Source organism: Flavobacterium notoginsengisoli, assembly GCF_042686225.1.
GTDB classification, from domain to species: Bacteria; Bacteroidota; Bacteroidia; order Flavobacteriales; family Flavobacteriaceae; genus Flavobacterium; species Flavobacterium notoginsengisoli.
Genome location: NZ_JBHUOT010000015.1, coordinates 102,147 through 123,330 on the forward strand (window position 1 = coordinate 102,147; position 21,184 = coordinate 123,330).

General features: G+C 35.5%; 12 protein-coding genes. 11 read left to right on the forward strand and 1 reads right to left on the reverse strand.

Features of this window, described 5'->3' with window-relative positions; translation table 11 throughout:
* The first annotated feature begins 468 nt into the window (after positions 1-468).
* From ACFS3A_RS25085 to ACFS3A_RS25120, 8 genes are all read left to right on the forward strand, one after another.
* Positions 469-3,846: a SusC/RagA family TonB-linked outer membrane protein gene (locus tag ACFS3A_RS25085; protein WP_379828296.1), complete on the forward strand. Its 3,378-nt coding sequence runs from the start codon at positions 469-471 to the stop codon at positions 3,844-3,846.
* An 11-nt stretch (positions 3,847-3,857) separates the two neighbouring features.
* On the forward strand, positions 3,858-5,273 hold the full coding sequence (locus ACFS3A_RS25090) for a RagB/SusD family nutrient uptake outer membrane protein (protein WP_379828297.1): 1,416 nt from the start codon (positions 3,858-3,860) through the stop codon (positions 5,271-5,273).
* 13 nt (positions 5,274-5,286) lie between these two features.
* The gene (locus ACFS3A_RS25095; RefSeq protein WP_379828298.1) at positions 5,287-6,066 is read left to right on the forward strand and encodes a DUF4843 domain-containing protein; all 780 of its coding nucleotides are present in this window, start codon (positions 5,287-5,289) and stop codon (positions 6,064-6,066) included.
* Positions 6,067-6,083: 17 nt separating this feature from the next.
* Positions 6,084-7,565, forward strand: a complete 1,482-nt coding sequence (locus tag ACFS3A_RS25100; protein WP_379828299.1) for a PKD-like family lipoprotein — start codon at positions 6,084-6,086, stop codon at positions 7,563-7,565.
* 132 nt (positions 7,566-7,697) lie between these two features.
* Positions 7,698-8,255, forward strand: coding sequence for an RNA polymerase sigma factor (locus ACFS3A_RS25105; RefSeq protein ID WP_379828300.1), 558 nt, complete (start codon positions 7,698-7,700; stop codon positions 8,253-8,255).
* A 5-nt stretch (positions 8,256-8,260) separates the two neighbouring features.
* Positions 8,261-9,436 (forward strand): FecR family protein, encoded by a 1,176-nt coding sequence (locus tag ACFS3A_RS25110; RefSeq protein ID WP_379828301.1) that lies wholly within the window; start codon positions 8,261-8,263, stop codon positions 9,434-9,436.
* Between the two features lie 320 nt (positions 9,437-9,756).
* On the forward strand, positions 9,757-9,996 hold the full coding sequence (locus ACFS3A_RS25115; protein ID WP_379828302.1) for an IS3 family transposase: 240 nt from the start codon (positions 9,757-9,759) through the stop codon (positions 9,994-9,996).
* 387 nt (positions 9,997-10,383) lie between these two features.
* Positions 10,384-11,133 (forward strand): thioesterase II family protein, encoded by a 750-nt coding sequence (locus ACFS3A_RS25120; RefSeq protein WP_379828303.1) that lies wholly within the window; start codon positions 10,384-10,386, stop codon positions 11,131-11,133.
* A gap of 124 nt (positions 11,134-11,257) precedes the next feature.
* Here ACFS3A_RS25120 and ACFS3A_RS25125 read toward each other — a convergent pair whose 3' ends face one another.
* Positions 11,258-11,914: a 4'-phosphopantetheinyl transferase family protein gene (locus ACFS3A_RS25125; protein ID WP_379828304.1), complete on the reverse strand. Its 657-nt coding sequence runs from the start codon at positions 11,912-11,914 to the stop codon at positions 11,258-11,260.
* A gap of 298 nt (positions 11,915-12,212) precedes the next feature.
* Between ACFS3A_RS25125 and ACFS3A_RS25130 the strand changes: the two genes are divergently transcribed.
* From ACFS3A_RS25130 to ACFS3A_RS25140, 3 genes are all read left to right on the forward strand, one after another.
* Positions 12,213-13,877 carry a cyclic peptide export ABC transporter gene (locus ACFS3A_RS25130; RefSeq protein ID WP_379828305.1) on the forward strand — a complete coding sequence of 555 codons (1,665 nt, stop codon included), beginning with the start codon at positions 12,213-12,215 and terminating at the stop codon, positions 13,875-13,877.
* Between the two features lie 164 nt (positions 13,878-14,041).
* Positions 14,042-15,439: an aspartate aminotransferase family protein gene (locus ACFS3A_RS25135; protein WP_379828306.1), complete on the forward strand. Its 1,398-nt coding sequence runs from the start codon at positions 14,042-14,044 to the stop codon at positions 15,437-15,439.
* A gap of 17 nt (positions 15,440-15,456) precedes the next feature.
* Positions 15,457-21,184, forward strand: a 5,728-nt coding sequence (locus ACFS3A_RS25140; RefSeq protein ID WP_379828307.1) for an amino acid adenylation domain-containing protein, incomplete at its 3' end; no start/stop codon positions are given.

Consider the following 21,184-nt stretch of genomic DNA (forward strand, 5'->3'; position numbering starts at 1 on the left):
CTAATTCATGAAACCTCCTGCAAAAATTTTAAGGCAAAATCAAAAGTGTTTTTTTTATCTAATAGCCGAAAAAAAAATAATGGGTGACAAAAAAAACAGTGTAGAGAACTTTTTTGTGTAAAACGGATTTGGGGAGCAAAAAAAAATTATCTGTTAATTATTGATTATTAGTTGTTTAAAGTGATATTGGATTGTTTTGGTATTTGAATTATTAATTCATTAAAAAAAAGTTAAATTTTTTGTCACCCATAATAGCTATTCTTGGATATTACAGATATAAAGACATGGAAAGCCTCTATTCTTTACGAAAAAAATAATCCTATTAATTAACCAGCCATTTTTTTTTAATACACGAAATGCCTATGTTTAAAAACTAACCGCAAAGAGTTCCGAAGAAAATTATTTCTTTTTACACGATCAAAAAAACATGAATTAACCAAAGATTAAAACCAACTAAAAACCAATTAAATGAAGAAAGAATCATTGCTTTATCTGAAAAAAAACAGGCTACTGCTCATTAGCAATCTGCATATATGGGCCAGTGCTTTCCTATTTATTACGGCGGTGCAGTTTTCTCATGCTGCAGTATTTTTTCAGGCCTCAAAAAAATTTGAAAATGCAAGTGTTGAATATATTCTCAATCAGATTGAAGCTACGACAAATTATAAATTCTCTTATAAAATTGAAGATGTAGACCTGGCGCGAAAAGTATCTTTAAGTGCGGGGACAGGTAATATGAACCTGCTTATGGAGCAGCTGTTTAAAAATACAGGGACTACCTATACAATTGACGGAAAACATATATTCTTAGCGAAAAGGAAGTCTTCAGGGGCTGTAATAAAAGTAAATCAGGATGCTGAACAAAGACAGTCTACAATTCGTGGAATTGTAACAGACAGCAAAGGGTTGCCGCTTTCGGGGGTTTTTATCCAGCTCGATAAAAGTCTACTGGGAACCGTAACAACTGAAAAAGGAACTTTCAGTCTGATAAATGAAGAGGGAAGCACCTATCTGACTGCAAGTTTATTAGGTTTTGTGAGTCAAAAAATCCCCCTTAAGGATAAAGTGCAGTTTAGTATTGTAATGAAGGAAGATGTCACGGAATTAGATGCCGTAGAACTGACAGTAAACACGGGTATGTCTAAAAGAGATGTAAAAAGTTATACCGGGGCGGCCATCACCATGAGTGGAGAGCAGCTCAAACAGATCAGTCCAAACAATGTATTCAATGCTATTACGGCAATGGATCCATCGATTCGTATTCTCCCTAATAATATAGCAGGGGGAAATATAAATAATATGCCCACTATTAACATCAGGGGAACCAATTCATTTCCAAATTTAACCGGAGAATTATCAGCCGATCCCAATACACCTTTATTTATTCTTGATGGTTTTCAGGTAGATATCGAACGTATCTATGATCTGGATATCAACATGATAAAAAGTGTTACCATTTTAAAAGATGCCACAGCAACGGCAATTTATGGATCAAGGGGAGCTAACGGGGTAATGGTATTTACAACAATAACCCCAAAAGCCGGAAAACTCAGGGTAACTTTCAACAACGATTTTAATATTCTGGATCCGGATTTATCGGTTTACAAATATTTGAACAGCACTCAAAAGTTAGATTTTGAGAAACGTGCAGGGGTTTATGACAGCGACTATGCAGATCTGCAGTATGTTAACAATGTATTGTACAATACACGTTTAAAAGCCGTTAAAAGCGGTGTGGATACAGACTGGAAAAAAATTCCGATCAGAACCGGTTACGGAAATCAATCTTCATTATACATCCAGGGAGGAGATGAAACAATCCGTTACGGCGGGCAGGTTGCCGCAGATTTCCAGAGCGGGGTCATGAAGAAGCAGGACCGGGATAATTACAGTGGACAGTTTGACTTTTCGTACCGTCACAACAAAATCAGATTCAGCAACTCGATTCGTATTTTTCAGAATGTAGCCAATGAATCGTCTTATGGTAATTTTGATGAGTATTTAAAACTGAATCCTTATTGGTATCCGTACGATGAAAACGGAAATGCTAAACAATATTTAGAGCAGTTGGATATTGCCAACAGAAGATTTACCACGACAAACCCATTGTATGATGCTACTTTAAATTCCGTTAATCAGACTAAATATTTCGGATATTCCAATAATTTCCAGTTTCATTATGATATTCTGCCTTCGCTGTTTGTGGAAAGCAGTTTGAGCATTAATAAACGAAATACGCAGAAAGATGAGTTTTATTCTGCGCAGGACAGCCGTTTTGCTGAAATTGAAGATGTCAACCAGAAAGGAAGTTACACCGTTACCAACACCAATACGATGTATTATGAGAATTTGACTTCTCTGAACTATAATTTTTCTAAGAATAAGAACCAGTTTTTCTCCATGTTCGCATTTAATTTATCCAGTACAGTTACGGATTATTACTCTATGGTTACCACTGGATTCCCATACGACAAACTCGATAACTTATTATTTGCTGCCCAGTATCAGGAAAATGGAAAACCCACTGGAGATGAAAGTACGGTTCGCAGAGTAGGATTTGTTTATAGTGGTAATTACAGCTATGATAACAGATTCTTAGTAGATGTATCAGCGCGTAGGGACGGATCCTCACAGTATGGTTCAGACAATAGATTCGGATGGTTTTGGTCAGCAGGATTAGGCTGGAACATTCATAACGAAAAACTCTTCAAAGATTTAGAATGGATGAACCGTTTTAAGATTAGGGGAAGTTACGGAAGCACCGGTTCAACTAACATTCCGGCCTATGGGGCTCAAACACGCTACAGTTATGGTACGAACACTTTATATAATGGTTTGGTAGGAACAGAACTTACTAACTTGGGTAACCCGAATCTAAGCTGGCAGAATGTTTATAAATTTAATGTAGGTACCGATATAGAATTATTTAAAAATAGATTGGATGCACGTTTTGATTATTATATAGAAGATACAAAAGATGCCCTAACACAGGTAACCTTACCAGGATCATCCGGATTTTCAACCTATTCAGAAAATTTAGGAAGTATAAGAAATAAAGGGTTTGAATTTGCCTTACGTTATAAAATTTTGGAGGATAAAAGCCGTAGAATGTTTTGGAGTGTTAATATAAACGGTTTTACCAATAAAAATATTTTACTTAAATTATCGAATCGCTTAAAGTCGGCTAATGACCAGCTGGATGAGGCGAACGCTGATCAAACCACCCCGAATGTTTTATTTAAGGAAGGAGAATCAATCAATACATTATATGTTGTCCGATCATTAGGTGTTGATCCTATGACGGGTTCTGAGGTTTATTTAACAAAAGACGGCAAACCAACCTATACATGGGATGCTGCCGATAAGGTAGCGTACGGGGTTACGGATCCTAAATGGAACGGGGTGTTTGGAACCAACTTCATGTTATATGGTTTTGAATTTAATTTGATTTTTAACTATCGTTTTGGCGGAAAAATTTATAACCAGACTTTAGCTGACCGTGTAGAATCCGTTGATCCTACAGAGAATGTCGATGTAAGGGCATACACCTTGGGCTGGACAGGTCCGGGGGACGTAAGTCAGTTTACCCGTATTACAACAAATAAAGTACCTACCAAATTAACTTCGCGTTTTGTGCAGCAGGAGAATTATTTAAACCAGTCGGTGTTTTCGGTAGCCTATAATTTTGATCCTAAAAGCCGCTTTTTAAAATCTTCGGGTTTAAGTGCCTGCAAACTGGCATTTACATCCAATGATGCCCTGCAATGGAGTAATGTACAAATTGAAAGAGGAACCTCTAATCCTTATACGCGTACAACATCACTTTCTTTACGTGTAACATTTTAAATATGAGCAAAATGAACAGAATAAAAAAGATGTTTTTTATAATAATTGGAGTCTTGAGTTTGACAGGATGTGAATCGTACCTGGATGTCGAACCTAAATCAAGCCTGTCAGAAGATAATCTTTTCACCTCAGAGACGGGATACCAGCAGGCTGTTACGGGTATTTACGCCTTAATGGCAAGTCAGGATCTGTACGGAGATAATTTATCTATGGGTTTTGTTTCAGGACTGGGACAGAATTATAATCAGACCAGTAATATTTCACCGCTGTATAATACTTCAAAATATGATTACAATTCTGATGAGGTGGTTAAATTTGGTACCGTAATCTGGAACAAAAGCTATAATTTGATTGCATCCGCAAATAAAATTATTGAAAACGTAAACAAGCAGTCAGGAATATTAACAAATGCTCAGGCTAATCGTATTAAAGGTGAAGCTTTGGCTCTCAGAGCGTATCTTCATTTTGAACTGCTGCGTCTTTACGGCAAATCGTTCACATACAATCCAAATGCCATTGCCATTCCCTACAAGACCATTGTTAACGAAAAGCCGACACCACCATCAACCACCAAAGAAATTCTGGATTATATTATTGCGGATTTAAATAGTTCGGCTGATTTGCTGAAAAACGACACCACTGTCGATTATACTTTATTAAGCAGTCATTTCACTGTGAACTATTTTGCCGTAAAAGGTATTTTAGCCCGTGTTTACATGTACTACGGGGACGCGGCAAATGCTAACCAAGCTGCAAAAGAAGTCATAAATTCAACGCATTATGCCTTTGTTGATCCAAGCCGTGTCTCCGCGCAGTCTATTTACAGAGACCGATTATTTACATCCGAACTGGTATTGGGATTAAGGGCAAAAGACATATTAGGCTGGGAACAGCGTTATTTTCACGATTATCAGGGAAATTCCAGTAACAGCTTAACGAGAACAGAAACCGATATTAATTCAATTTATGAATTAAGCACTGGCGGAGGAACCGATATCAGAAGGCTTTATCTGTTTGAAGTGGAAGGGACATCCATATATCCGACCAAATTTTGGCAGACCAGCAGTTATACTGCCAAAGAAACCCGTTTAGACCAGATTGTACCGCTGATTCGTTTGTCAGAGATGTATTATATTGCTGCAGAAACTGAAGCCACACAAACAGCAGGAGCTGTTTATCTCAACGCAGTCATTGCAGCCAGAAGCGTAAATAAAGTTGTTAATGGTGCAGGTATAACGCCAGCAGCCTATAGAGCTGAAATAACTAAAGAATATCAAAAAGAGTTTTATGGCGAAGGACAGCTGTTTTATTATTACAAACGATTGAATCTTTCCACAATACCATTTTATGCCAATACACTTTCAGGCGATACGTATGTACTTCCAGTACCGGATAGTGAGAAAGAATTTAATCCTAATTATAACTAAATCTGAATAACTTATGGATAAAATATTAAGAAAAGGACTGACAGTTGTACTGATGTTATTTGCAATTGTTTTTACCAGCTGTGATCAGGCAGAACTTATAGAGTATAATGATAATTATGACGGCATTGCCTTTTTTATTGCAGGAACAGCTGAAGCCGATAGTTTAAGTTACTCTTTTGCATACAATACCGATGAACTGGAAAGAGATACGATTTTCATAAAAATGCGTTTGGTAGGTAAATTGCGAGACAGCGACCGGACTATCAAGGTTGTTGCCGACCAGGGAACTACTGCTACTGCCGGGATTCACTATGAATTGCCTGACATTGTATTACCAGCAGGAGAGGGATATGTAAATTATCCTTTGGTGCTGTTGAATGCAGATGATTTGAAAACAACCGATTACAAAATTAAGCTAAAGATTGTCGCAACTGAAGATCTAAAAGTGGGAGCTACAGGAAGAGAAATCGGAACGACCACAGTAATCAACGGAAGTACCTCCACTAGTACTACAACAATTAATTTAGATCATTATACAGTGAATTTCAACAATAAATTAACGGAGCCTGATTACTGGTCCTCTTTAGTTATTTATGGCTACGGCTCATTTAGTATTACTAAATTTCAGTTTATGCTCAAGACGTTGGGAAGTGAATTAATGAACGGTGCAGCTGACTGGTCCTATAACCAGACTCTTAACTACCGAATTAAACTGATTAACGCCCTTGGTGAGTATGAAACTGCAAATGGCCCATTGTTGGATGAAAATGATGAAAAAGTGCAATTTAATTAATTGTTAAAAAGTAAATTATGAAAAAATTTATAAAGAACGGCACCGTTGTTTTAAGCACAGTCCTGTTGTCTTTTATATACAGCTGTGAAGATGACAGTATAAATACCAATCTGGAGAAAACGAATGATTTGATGGTCACAACTGAACAGAGTGATTTTGAAGTTGTGCAGTATGATAAATTGAAAATCAGCCCCAATGTAAGTGCATCTATCCAGGATGGGCGAACGTACAGTTATGAGTGGAGTGCATATCCGAGAAATGGAGCCGCTGCTGATGAGTTGGTCTCTATCAGTAAAAGCAAAGATCTTGATACCGCAATTGAATTAAAAGTAAATGATTATTACTTAGTACTGACAATTAAAGATTCTAAAACAGGTGTATTGCAAAGCCAGCGTTATACCTTACGTGTCAATTCAGGATTTTACGAAGGATGGTTGGTAGCGAACAACAGCAGTGGAAAAGGTAAATTATCATTCATTCGGGTTGATGGCACAGTAATTGAAAATGCAATGGAAGAAATTAACGGAAAGACTTACGACGGTTTAGCAATGGACGCAGCCGCCCCGATTGATGAACTGTCAGGTCTTCAGCAGATTTATTACTTTACAAATAAGGGTGCCTATTTGTTTGACGCAGATACATTTGCGGAATTAGGAGATGCCACACAAGTTTATTCTGAACCGATAAGTTCTCAGGGAAGGGTAAGTGTTACTGTCGGCGGACTTGGTTATAATATGAACGTTGTAAATAATGGGAAAATCCATACCACAAGTTTATTTTATGGTTTTGATGGGTTTTATTCTCCCAAGATTATTACCAGTACTTATAGCAACGTTTTTCCCTTCCAATTTGCTATTAATAGCGGAAGCGGGCTGGGAAGAACATATCTTTATGATAATACAGCGAAACGTTTTGTATATAATTCTTATGCCGATCCGACCACAATTAGTTACGCGGCAGCAACTCCAACAAATGCATTTTTTAATATGGCGGATGCCAAAGGGACTATGCTGGCAGGAGCACACGGAGTCGGAACAACCCATTACGCTCTGATGAAAGTAGAATCTGCAGGGACCTACCATATATACTCTTTGGCTGCAAGTGTACCAAGTGGTAATAAACAATTAACACTTAGTGGTTTAGACAGGGTAAAAGGATTTGATGCGCTTTCATCCGGTGCCAGTTTAATTTATTTTGCAATTGACAATAAATTATACCGATATGATTTTGCAGCCAATACGGCTGAACAGATTTATGAATTTGATGCAGCAAGTACAATATCTGACGTGAAGGTATATAAAAATCCATACCTTTATTTTTCAATCAGCCCGACAGCCGAAATGCATAATAAAAGAATTGCGGTAGCTGTCAATAAAGGGGGAGCCGGCGAAGTTTTTTACTTTGATCTAACAGGAACCGGATATATCAGCAATTCAACATATTCTGCCCATTTCAGCGGATTTGGTGAAATTACTAGCTTAAATTACCGAAACAGATAATGATGTGAAAAATTTTGGTACACTGTCATAAAATGATAAAAAAAAATAAATTTGCAACCATACTAATTTTATTAGTATGGTTGCTCTGTTCAAGAGTTTTTATCACCTAACAGTTAAAGCCAGGATTAGCGTATGAGATCAAATGATGTATCAATTCTTTTAAAATTAAAGGAAAATGAGCGCGAGGGATATAAGGAGTTGTTTGACTTTTACTATCGTCCTCTTGTTTCTTATGCTATGAATTATTGCGATTCTCTGAGTCAGGCGGAAGATATAGTGCAGGAATTATTTGTCGTCATGTGGGACAAAAAACTCCATTTGGCTTTAAAGGCGCCCATAGGTCCTTATCTGTACCGTTCAGTTAAGAATAACGCATTTAAAATAGCGCAGCGAAGTAGAATGGTATTACTCGAGCAAGTCGAAGAAAATATAAAAAATCTTTATGAGGAAGATTATCTGGAGGAAAAAAAGGTAGAAAAATATAAGAAAAAGCTTTATGAAGAATTAGACAGTTTGCCGCTGAAGGGCAGAGCCGTTTTTACGGCAATCGTTTTTGAAGAACGATCCTATAAAGACATCGCAGAAAGTATGAATATAAGTATAAATACAGTAAAGACCCATTATGCGAGGGCACTAAAGCAGTTAAGAAGTTCTATAGAAGACATCATTTTATTTTTAATGATAAAGTAATTCCGATGAATCAAGAAGAAAAAAAATTCAATTTATTAGTGTTATCGTACATTGATCGTACAATGACAGCTGATGAATTAAAGCAGCTGGAGGTGCATCTGGCTGCTGACCCGATCTTCGAAAAGCAATTCGTGAAAAGCGTTCAAAACTACCGTATATACAGGCAGTTAAAGGCTTCCGAAACTGTTGATCCTGATACGGCATGGGAAATCACTAAATCAAAATTTAGTATTCCTTTTGAAAATAAAGAATTGCCAAAAGCAAAAAAGAAAAGATATCTGAGTTTTTACAGCGCTGCGGCTGCTGTAACAGTTCTATTGTGTTCGGGGTATTTTATTAAGGTTTATGTTATAGGCACCAAGTCGCTGGAGAGCCTCAAAATACCAAAACAGGAAATCACTCTTATTTTGCCCGGCGGAGAGGTACAGCAGTTAAATACGAAAGAAAACAAAAATGTTACATCTAAAAATGGCGAGGTAATTGGAAGACAGAATGGAGCAGCAGCTTACTTTTCACAGAACGGTAAAGCTGATAAACTTCAATACAATACCTTGAAGATACCATATGGGAAACAGTTTAATGTCACGCTTTCGGATGGAACGAAAGTTTATTTGAACGCGGGAACTTCTCTGCGTTTCCCTCAATATTTTTCCGAGAATTTAGCGCTCAGGGAGGTAGAGGTTGATGGTGAGGCCTATTTTGAGGTAGCCAAAAATAAAAAGCAGCCTTTTGTTGTACATAGTTCCAAAATAGAAGTGACAGTTTTGGGAACACAATTTAACTTCAGGACCTATCCGGAAGAGAAAAAAGCGGAAGTGGTACTCAAAGAAGGTTCAGTGAGGCTACAGTCCATGGAAAACAATTTGGTTATACTCAAACCAGGCGATATGGGATATTTTATTGATGGAAGTAAGACACTTCAGACTAAAGAAGTCTTCGTCGCTAATTATATTGCATGGATAAACGGAGAGCTTATTTACAGAAACGTCACATTTGGAACAATTCTGAAAAGTCTGGAGCGCCATTTCAACGTCAAAATAGAAAATCATAGTGATGTGCTGAAGGACGACCGGCTGAATGTCAATTTCGGAAATGAATCACTTCCAAAGGTGCTTGCATACTTAAAGGATGATTTTGGAATTGACTACACGATTAAAAACAATACCATTATTTTAAAATAAAGAGAATCATGTTGAAATTAAAAAGCTGAAATTTTATGTTTCAGCTTTTTTTATCTTGAATCAAAAGAAGATGGAGCCGCTTCCACTTCCTATGTACGATTTTCACGGCATCATCAATATGTCTGAATAAAAAAATGAGTATTGATAGTATTTTGAAGAGACAGCATACCATCAACCAATTATTGTTGACAGAGTTTCAAAAATCGACAATCTCTATACTGCGTAAGCGAATGAAAACTGACAACTAAGATAAGTGGGCATTTTTGCCTAGTAATATTTTAAAATATAAGGTGGATGACCTGTAAATTTTCTGTAGCTTTTTGTGGCACTTTTGGAGGCAACTCCACTGGTGGCCTTTTGAAAAACTGCCTCCGGAATATTTAGTCAAAAGCAAATTTGTATATCATAGAAAATTTCAAAACAGAGAGGCTGCCAAAATAGAAATTTTTAGATATATTGAAGGATTTTATCATCCAAAAAGAATACATTCTTCTATTGGATACAGAACACCAAACGAAATGGAATTATTACACCGGCCAAATGAAAAATTAGTAGCCTAAAAAAGTCTCAACTTTTTACTTGCAATTTCAGAATTTAGGTTACTAATAGATCAGAGATCTTTTCTAAAACTTACCAATTTACAAAAAAATCTAACCTATTAAGAACAAAAACAATTAAAAATCAGCCTTCTTATAGTAGTAGGGGATCAGAACAAAATCTTTGCCTCCTGATTTTATAAAAATGTGGACTTGTAAAATATCTTTAAAAATCCGCCTTAGGTTCATGTGGCAAAATTGAAGGAAACTTCAGTCTAGTTTACTCGCTCTAAAAGTATTGTTAAAATATTTAAATCTTGAAATTCTTTGCTATAATTTATGAAGTTTACTATATTTTTGCATAACGGAAGTAAGAAAACATCTTAATACACACCAATCTGTTTCTAATTTATGAAAGATAATAGGAATAAAATTATTGCTCTTCCTTTTGCTGGAGGTAATAAGTATAGTTTTAACAAAATAGAGAAATATATACCTAAAAACTTGAATTGGATTACTATAGAGTCTCCAGGAAGAGGCAATAGGTTTAAAGAGGGGCTGTTACTGAAGGTTGATGAATTAGTAGATGATCTTCTGAATCAAATTATTCCACTTATTAAAGATTCTGATTATGTAATTTACGGACACAGCATGGGGACATTATTGGGTTACGAACTATCAAAAAAAATAGTTCAACTCGGCTTAAAACAACCAACATGTCTTTTCTTTACAGGTAGGGGGGGGCCTGGTTTCAGTAGGTTCACCAGTAAAAAGTCGATATTGCCGACAGATGATTTTTGGAAGGAAGTTGAGAAAATTGGAGGATTGCCTAAAGAAATTTTGGAATGCAGAGAACTTTTAGATTTGTTTTATCCTATAATGAAATCAGATTTTCAGGCTATTGAAGATTATAATTATACAATGATGGAAGAACCGTTTACCTTTCCTATGTACATTTGCATGGGTAAGGAGGAAATTGGAGAGGGGCAGGAGAAAACAAGTTTAACAGATATGAAGGCCTGGAAAAATGAAACATCATCAGATTGTACATTTGAATTGCTGGAAGGAGATCACTTTTTTATTTTTCAACACGCCGAAACAATTGCCCAAAGAATATCTCAAATTGCAGTTGGCTATGTGATCCATTCCCAGGATCGGTAAGATTTAGTTTATCGATCTGTCTTATATAGAGGGGTAAATGCAGGTACAGGTGAAAGATCTATAAAGCGTAGATTCTTCTGGAGATTATAATGTAAATATTGGTTTAAGGTATCTAACTGTTTTGTCACTCATCTTTAAGCTGTGAATAATAATCTATTTCATAAAATTGAAGATCAGTGGCGATGATGTTGCTTGCAAGACATAAACAAATACCCTCATCAAGATTAAATTCTTTTAAATGCCAAATTTGATTGTCATATCCTGCCTCATTTTTTTTAATTGTAATATTTAACAATGGGATAGACATTCCTTTTGCTTCTGCCTTTATTACACTTTCTTTTATTGTCCACATTTTAAAAAATGTTTTTTTTGGATTATCGGATTCCAGAATGACTTTCCATTGCTCAAAAGTCATGACGTCTTTGAAATCTGAGAAATCTACGTCAACAATTGTCTCTATATCAATTCCCAGTTTAATACCTTTTCCAATAGCACATACTACAAATTTTCCTGAATGTGATATGTTGAAATCTATGCTATCATCCAGGAATGGTCTGCCAAATTTATTATACCTTATATCTGATATTGTTTTTTTTTCTAGTCCTATTTTGCCAAATGCTTCTATCAAGAGGAGCCTGCCAAGTAAAAATGCATGGTGATCTTCCCATTTTCTGTATTTTTTTGCTCTTTCTATTATTTCTAATGGCAAATGTTTATAAAAACTATTCCAAACTTCACTTGGAATTTGGGTATTAAATCTAGTGTAAAAAATGTGTATCAATAGGAATTTTTTGAGTTTTAAAATTAAATAAAATTAGGCTTATTTTAATCGATGCGCAATAGGAAAAAATATAAGTGAATTCACGGTAAGTTTATGTTAAAAAGTAATATTGTAGGATTAGGATTGTTATTTAATAAATATTTTTATGTTAATAATCTATTAAAGTTGGTTTTCTAGGGAGCTCAAATATAGATACGGTACATTTATTTTTTTTCAATACGGTTTCCCGTAAGGAAAAAAATAGAGATTATCTTACATTCGTCAGCGCTCAAAAATTAGACATTAAAATCATAAAAACTTGGAAAAAATAACTTTACTGAAAGTATTAAAATTAAAATTCACTCTAGCAATTCCGTTGGTGATATTATTTGCTTTGATTAATGGTTTGTGGAGTAGTAGTTTACTGATGATTGTTAGTAATAAGGTTGCGGGGACGCCTTTGCCATATTTCAACGATCGGGATTGGTTGGTCTTTCTCTTTTTCCTTTTGACGTCCTTTTTATTGACATACTTTTTTAAAAGCTACATGATTAAGGTGACATTGAGTTTTGGTAAGGAATTGACTCTTCAGCTAATCAACAAACTTAGATTGTCAAATTACGAATCCTATCTAAGAATTGGAGAAGCAAGAGTAAGGACTGCTATGAACGATGTAGGTACCCTGGAGACACTTCCAGAAGTACTTGTAATCTTTTTTAATGCTATCATCATGATGGTGGCAGGTGTTGGATATATGTTCTGGCTTTACCCAAAGGGAGCGATTTCGATATTGATTATTATGGTCGTCTTAGGTTTTATATATGTTTACAGAAATGAACATATTGAAAAGAATATGGATGCAGAAAGAGATCTTGATGATGGATTTATGCAAAATTACAATGATTTTCTGCATGGTTTTAATAAAATTAAAATGAGCAGCAAAAGAAGCGATTCAATATTCTTTAATTATATTGTTAAAAATCGTGATCAGGCAGTAAAACTAAGCATTAAATCAGAATCGGCGGCTCTGGGTAATGATTTAATAGGAGAATATTCGTTCTATGTAGTAATCGGCGCAACACTTTTTGTTATGCCAATGTTATTTGTTATCGATAAGGCAGTTATGTCAGGTTTTATGGTCACTTTATTGTTTTTAATTGGACCGATAAACATTTTTATCAATCTTATGAAGAGCATCATACGTTACAAGATTGCTTTTGCGAGAATCAATGAATTTAATGTTATGGTTCACGATAATATGAATGAATCTGACCAGTTTTCAAAATCAGCCAGTAATAATCTGTTAGCGTTTGAGGAACTGAATATTAAAGAATTAGGTTATTATCATCTTACTGAAAAAGGATCGGTTTCTTTCGAGCTTAAGCCAGTCAATCTAAAAATTAGAAAAGGAGAGATTATTTTTATTTCTGGAGGAAACGGTAGCGGGAAAAGTACTTTTATCAACTTATTGTCTGGTTTATTTGTGCCTAGATCTGGTGAAATATTCTATAATGATTTATTGATTACTGATGAAAACAGGTCCGATTATAGAGATAAGATTTCATGTATTTTTTCGGATAATTATCTTTTTACAGAGAATTACGATAGTTTTAACCTGCTTCCTTCTAATGCTCAATTGGCTGAACTTTTGAAGAAAATGGAACTTGATGGGGTTATCAGACAGGATATCACCCATAATAGGATATATCAGAATTTATCTAGTGGCCAGCAGAAAAGACTGGCTTTGGTGTATTCTGTATTGGAAGATAATGATATTTTTATTTTTGATGAATGGGCTGCCGAACAAGATCCTGCCTTTCGAAAGTATTTTTATGAAAATATAATCCCCGACTTAAAAAAGAAGGGAAAAACAATAATTGCAATAACCCATGACGATGCTTACTACAGGTTTTGTGATCGATTGTTGAAATTTAACTATGGAAAGATAGTAGACGAAGTAACAGACTTTAGTCTGTCTTTCTAATGTAATAAGGCATCGTCAACGTAACTGCTATAGTAATTTCATTTAAAGAAATTAGCCCATACCTAATCGTTTTTATGTGAATCAGTTTCTGTTACTAAAGTGGCAGATTCAATTTTGCAATCTCATCTTAAATTTTGAAATAATTAAATATATTTAGTTTACCTATGGAAGCACTCAAAAATTATCATTTGTCAGAAGGAGCAAAAATTATTTCGCCTTCATTACCTGGAGAAAAATCAAAAATCCTTTTAGACCTGCAAAATAATATCGAGGGTAGTGTGGTGTCCTATCCTAAAAAAATGCCTATTGCTTTGAAACGTGCCAAAGGTAGCATTATTGAAGATGTAGATGGAAATCAGTTTATTGATTTTTTTGGAGGTTGTGGAGTCTTAAATGTGGGACATAGCAATGAATTTGTATTAGATTATGTTAGAGAGCAACAGGAAGAATTAGTCCACGCTTTGGATTTTCCTACCGAAAATAAAATTTTACTAATTCAAAAGATATTAAATAATCTACCAAAGGAAATAAGAGATGACTATAAAGTTAGTTTTGGAGGACCTACTGGCTCCGATGCTGTAGAAGCGGCTATAAAGCTGGCTAAAATAAAAACGGGTCGAGATGGTATTATTGCTTTTTCAGGAGGATACCATGGTATGACCTCGGGCGCTCTTGCTGTTACATCTGATACCTTTTTTCGAAAAAAAATAACTTCACTCATTCCTAATGTTCATTTCGTGCCTTACAGTTATTGCTATCGTTGTCCTTTCAACAAAAATGAAAATAACTGTGATTATGATTGCGTGAAACATTTTGAATGGATACTGGAAACTGGACATTCAGGTATTACACTTCCTGCTGCAATTATACTTGAGCCGATACAAGGTGAAGGAGGAAATATCGTTCCTAAAAATGGTTTTTTAGAGCGCATTGTTAAAATTGCTAATAAGCATGGGGTACTTGTAATCTTTGATGAGATACAGAGTGGTTTTTATAGAACAGGAACCTTTTTGGAATTTATGAATTCGAAAGCAATACCTGATATTATTACATTTTCAAAGGGCTTTGGAGGTATAGGCTTTCCTATTTCAGGATTAATTTATAGAAGAGATGTCGAGGCATGGGAGACTGCTGAGCACATTGGTACTTTTAGAGCAAACCAAGTAAGTATTGCTGCAGCTAGAGGAGCATTTGATTTTATTGAAGAGCATAACATTGAGGAGTATACAAAAAATATAGGATTTTATTTAATGGACAAACTTAACATGTTGGCTTCGGATAATCCATTTATTGGCGAAGTTCGTGGCAGAGGTTTGATGATAGGGATAGAATTTGTAAAGGATAGGAATACTAAAGTTCCTTTTCCGGAATATCTTAAGTCTTTTAGGACAGAATGTTTTAAGCGGGGATTATTGTTCGAGGTTGGAGGCCATTACAATAATGTATTACGACTTGTTCCACCATTAATCACTACTAAGGACATCATTGATGAAGCAATAGCAATTATGAAAGTTTCTATTGATGTCTGTTCAAAAGAATTCACTGTAAAAAATCTGGTTTAAAATAGATACACATCGGGATGATTATAAAGTCTAAGTTGCATGCAGCGCAACAGGAATTCTATTATGGGCAATTAGTAAGCCCTGAAAGTCCATTATATAATATTGGAGGTTACGCTATTTATAAAGGAGCATTTGATGTTCCTACGTTTAAGTCTGTTATCAATGGTTTATCGAAAGTTTTTGATTCGTTCAATATTAGATTTGATTTTCAGGAAGATGAGCCACGGTATTATTTGTCTGAATTACCGGAAAAGATTCTTGTTGAGGATTTGGATTTTTCATCTGATGTAGAGCCCAAGAAGAAAGCATTGGAATGGATGCAAAATCAATTTAATACTGTTTTTGACCTAAAGCAGGAAAAATTATATAATTACGCGATTATTAAAATTGGAGAAAATGAGCATTGGTGGTTTTTTTGTCTTCATCATATTATAGCGGATGGATTTAGTGTCGCGATAAAAGTAAATTATGTTACAAATCAGTATGATGCCCTAACAAGAGGTAGTGAAGAATTGAAAGTTTCATATCCTCTATATTCGAATGCGATACAGACAAGCACCAAGTATTTGGAGTCTGAACAATATCACAAAGATGCAAGCTATTGGAAGGATAAATATAATTGTATACCTGAGCCGTTGGTAGAATATCAAAAAAAGAAGAAAGAAAAAGGTGGAGGCAGATTTTCAGTTAATATTTCCGAATCAGATAGCGCATTGTTTGAGCGATTGACAAAACAAACAAATGCAAGTTTACCTCAATTTACTATTGCAGCTTTGCTTTTGTATTTTGGAAAAACAACAGAGCATAAAATTTTTAGTTTAGGAATTCCTATTCATAATAGAGGAAACAAAGAAGAGAGAAATACTGTAGGTACTTTTTCAGGTATGCTTTCTTATAAGGGAGAATATTCAGCAGATCAGATTTTGTTCGATTTAATTTCGGATATTAGGATGACGCAACGCAGCGATTTGAGACATCGATTATATCCGGTTTCGCATTTAAACAGAGCACTTAATTTGTTGTCGGAAAATCGACAGCAAATTTTCGATATAGTTGTAAATTACGAACTTCTTCCCTTTGCAAAATCGCTTAACGAGGAGCTTCACGTTTCCATTAAACATTTAGGGAGTACTGCAGATTTACCATTTCCATTGGCAATCCAATGGTGTGAATATGGTGAGGACTCCCCATTGGAGTTAAATGTAGATTATTTAAAAGAATACTTTGATCATGAGGAAGTTGAAATACTTGTTGAAAGGTTGCTTTTTATTTTAAGACAGTTTGAATTTAACCTGGATAAACCATTAATAGATATATCAATTCTTGGTGAATCAGAATCCTGTCAATTAATAGAGGTTTTTAATAATACAAAAGTAAATTATCCTCTTGATAAGACAGTCTTGGATTTATTTGCAGATCAGGTAGCCAGAACTCCCAACGCAGTAGCCATAATTTTTCAAGGCGAAAAAATTAGTTATAAGGAACTCGACATTCGTTCAAACCAACTTGCAGGATATCTGCAAAGTAGAGGGCTTCAAACCCAAAATTTAGTAGGTATATGTTTGGATCGCAGCATAGAGATGTTTATTGCTGTTTTGGGAGTCTGGAAATCGGGAGGAGCTTATGTTCCCATAGATCCTGATTATCCTTTGGATCGAATAGAATATATTATAGAGGATAGTAAAATATCATTTTTTATCACTAACGAGGCTTACAAAGCCCTTGTTGAATATAAGTTGGAAATTAAAGCAATTGCAATGGATTCGTGCAAGGAAATAATAAACAAGCAGCCAACTACAAGTACTGGCTTTGTTATAAATCCTCAACAAATTGCATATTCCATTTACACTTCAGGTTCTACTGGAAAACCTAAAGGAGTTGTGGTGAGGCATACAAGTTTGTTGAACGTCGCCTTAAGTTGGGAATCATGTTATAATCTGAATAGTGATACTTGTTTATTGCAGATGGCCAGTTTCTCCTTTGATGTATTTTCAGGAGATTTATGCAGGGGGCTTTTGTTTGGTGGCAGGTTGATAGTATGTCCTTCTGAAATTAGACTTGATTCTAGTCGGTTGTACGACATAATATCAGAAAATAGGGTTAACATACTAGAGGGCACACCAGGATTACTTGTTCCGTTGATGGATTACATCGATGAAATGAGTTTGGATTTTGAATGGATCAAAATATTAATTTTAGGTTCTGATGTTCTCAGTATAAATGACTTTAAAAGGATTTATACCCGATTTGGTCATTCTATGAGAATCATTAATAGTTACGGTACGACTGAAACTACTATAGACAGCTCTTATTATGAAGTAGAAAATGTGGCTGGTCTTTACGGATTGGCTAATGTACCAATTGGTAGACCCTTATGGAATAATAGTTTTTACATTTTGAACTCTACGGGTGAATTATTACCTATAGGAGTAGTTGGGGAATTATGTATCGGAGGTGTTCAGGTAGCCAAAGGTTATTTAAATAATGAAGAGTTGACTAAAGAAAAATTTGTCGACAATCCCTTTGCAAAAGGAGAACGCATTTATAAAACTGGAGATCTGGCACGTTGGTTGCCAGATGGCAATATGGAATATATTGGCAGGAAAGATGATCAGGTCAAAATTCGAGGCTACAGAATAGAGCTTGGAGAGATAGAAAATGCACTTTCTTTATTGCCCGGAGTTAAACAATGCACTGTTTTGGCAAAACAAGATAAATTGGGGTTTAAGCGCCTTGTAGGTTATGTGGTGATAGAAGAGAATTTAGATAAAGAGCTTTTACAGACATTCCTGAAATCAACTCTTCCTGAATATATGGTTCCTGTGATTTGGGTGGAATTGGAAACAATGCCGTTAACAAGTAATGGAAAAATAGACAAAAAATCCTTACCTGAACCGAGTAATTCGGATTTATCGACACAACATTATGCTCCACCAAGTAGTGGATTACAAAGGCAGCTTGTTGCTATCTGGAAGGATCTATTACAAACAGAATATATTGGCGTGCTTGATAATTTTTTTGAATTGGGGGGGCATAGCTTACTGGCTACGAGATTGGTTTCTGTAATACGTAAAGAATTAAAAATAGAAGTATCTATTCGTGATATATTCGAAAATCCAACAATAGCTGCTTTAGGATCACATCTAATAATTCAATCAAAAAATATTATATTACCTGCCGTTGCTATACAAGATCGTCCATTTCGAATTCCGTTGTCTTTCAGTCAGGAGAGATTATGGTTCTTGGACCAGCTTCAGGGGAGTACAGATTATCATATTTCCGTTGTGCTGCGACTTGAAGGTTCTTTGGATATTTCAATATTGGAACAAACTTTGGGAAGAATTATTTCTCGACATGAGGCATTGCGCACCATTCTTTTATCGGAAGAGGGAGTAGGATATCAGCAAATAATAGGTGCAGAAGCTTGGTCACTAGATCAGATAAAGATTGAAGATGAATCTTTATTGCAAAAAAATCTTCAGAGTTACTTAATTGCACCCTTTGATTTGTCAAAGGATTATAAGATGCGGGCATGCCTGTATGCTTTGGCCAATGATCACTATGCCTTGGCTTTTGTTTTTCATCATATTGCCAGTGATGGTTGGTCAGGTGGTATATTGAGTAATGAATTCCTAGAATTGTATGATTCCCTAATCGAAGGACGTGAGGCTGTTTTACCGGAATTACCTCTTCAATATGCCGATTATGCCATTTGGCAACGTAAGTATTTGGAAGGAGCTGTTTTAGAAGAACAGTTGTCCTATTGGGAGGAAAAGTTAGAAGGGGTGAATAATTTGTTATTGCCTACAGATTATCCCCGACCTTCTAAGCAAAGTAAAGCAGGGGCGACTGTTTCCATTGTATTAGATAAGGCACTTTGTTCTTCGTTAGAGTCTTTATGTAAACAGGAAGAGGTCACACTTTTTATGCTGATGTTATCTGCATTTAAAGTATTGTTGTCTCGATATAGTGGACAGGATGATATCTGTGTGGGTACTCCAATAGCAAATCGTGTACAATCGGATCTGGAAGGCATAATTGGTTTTTTTGTCAATACACTGGCGCTTCGTACTGATCTAAGTGGCGACCCGAATTTCAGGGAACTCTTATTGCGTGTAAAAGAAACAACCCTTGGTGGTTATGATCATCAGTTGGCTCCTTTCGAGAGGGTTGTTGATCGAGTCGTAATTAACCGTGATAGAAGTATGAGTCCTTTGTTCCAAGTGATGTTTGTATTACAAAATACCCCTGCAGCATCAAAAGAAATACAGTTAAAGGATATGTCTGTTTCAAATTACGATTTTGAAACAGTGACCTCTCAATTTGATTTAATGTTGAATATCTCAGAGAACGATTCGAGTATTTCATTGGATATAAACTATAGTACGGCCTTGTTCGATAAGAGAACAATTGAGCGTATGCTGGCATATTATCAACAACTTTTGGCTAATCTTACCGATAATATTACAAAGCCTCTAAGCAGCTTATCAATGCTGACTTTTGAAGAAGAAAAACATTTATTGTTTGCTTTCAATGATACGGCACAGGATTATCCTTTGGATAAAACAATTGTAGACTTATTTGAGCAACAGGTAAAAACAACACCTGATGCTGTTGCGGTTGTTTTCGAGGAAGAAGAAATATCCTACATCGAGCTAGACAAACGCTCCAATCAACTAGGTCTATATCTGAGAGAGCAGGGTGTTCAGCCCGAGGATCTCATTGGTATTTGTCTTGAACGTAGTATTGAAATGATCGTAGGTATTTTGGGTATTTTAAAATCTGGTGGTGCTTATCTTCCCATAGATCCTGAATATCCGTTGGAACGTATTGATTATATGCTTAATGATGCAAGAGTAAAAGTAGTACTGAGCAGTAAAAAGAGTCAAAAAATAATAAGACAACATGAAAATATTAAAATTTTATTATTAGACAATGAATGGTATATAGTTGCAAAGCATGCCGAAAAAAATATTCTTGCGTTGTCAATACCGGGTAATTTGGCTTATGTAATGTACACTTCAGGAAGTACAGGTAGGCCAAAAGGAGTGATGATTAAGCATGAAAATGTGGTTAGTTTATCGAAAAGCTGTGATTATATAGTTTTAGATTCTGAAACTGTTTGGTTATCGACGGGTTCTGTATCTTTTGACGCAACCACTTTGGAATTCTGGGGTACCTTATTGAATGGAGGACGGTTAGTGTTGACAAATAGAGAGACTCTTTTAGATTCAACTAGACTTAAAAAAGTCATTATAGATCGGAAAATCTCCACATTATGGCTGACAGCTTCTTGGTTTCATCAAATGGCAGTTGATGATATAACTCTTTTTAAATCACTAAAATATTTGTTAGTTGGAGGTGATATAGTTCTTTTTAATTATACCAATAAATTGAAAGAGCTTTATCCGGAGCTTTGTATCATCAATGGTTACGGTCCAACGGAAAATACGACTTTTTCTACAACATATAGTATTGATTCAATAACTACAGAAAACCTTCCTATTGGTAAACCTATTAAAAATAGTAAGGCATATATTTTAGATTCCCAAATGAAATTAGTACCAATAGGCTTGATTGGCGAATTATGTGTTGGAGGATCAGGAGTGGCAAGAGGATATCTTAATCAAGATGAACTGACAAAAGAGAAGTTTGTATGCAATCCATTTGTGGAAGGAGACATCATCTACAAGACAGGAGATCTTGTCCGCTGGCTTGAGGATGGCAGTATTGATTTTATAGGCA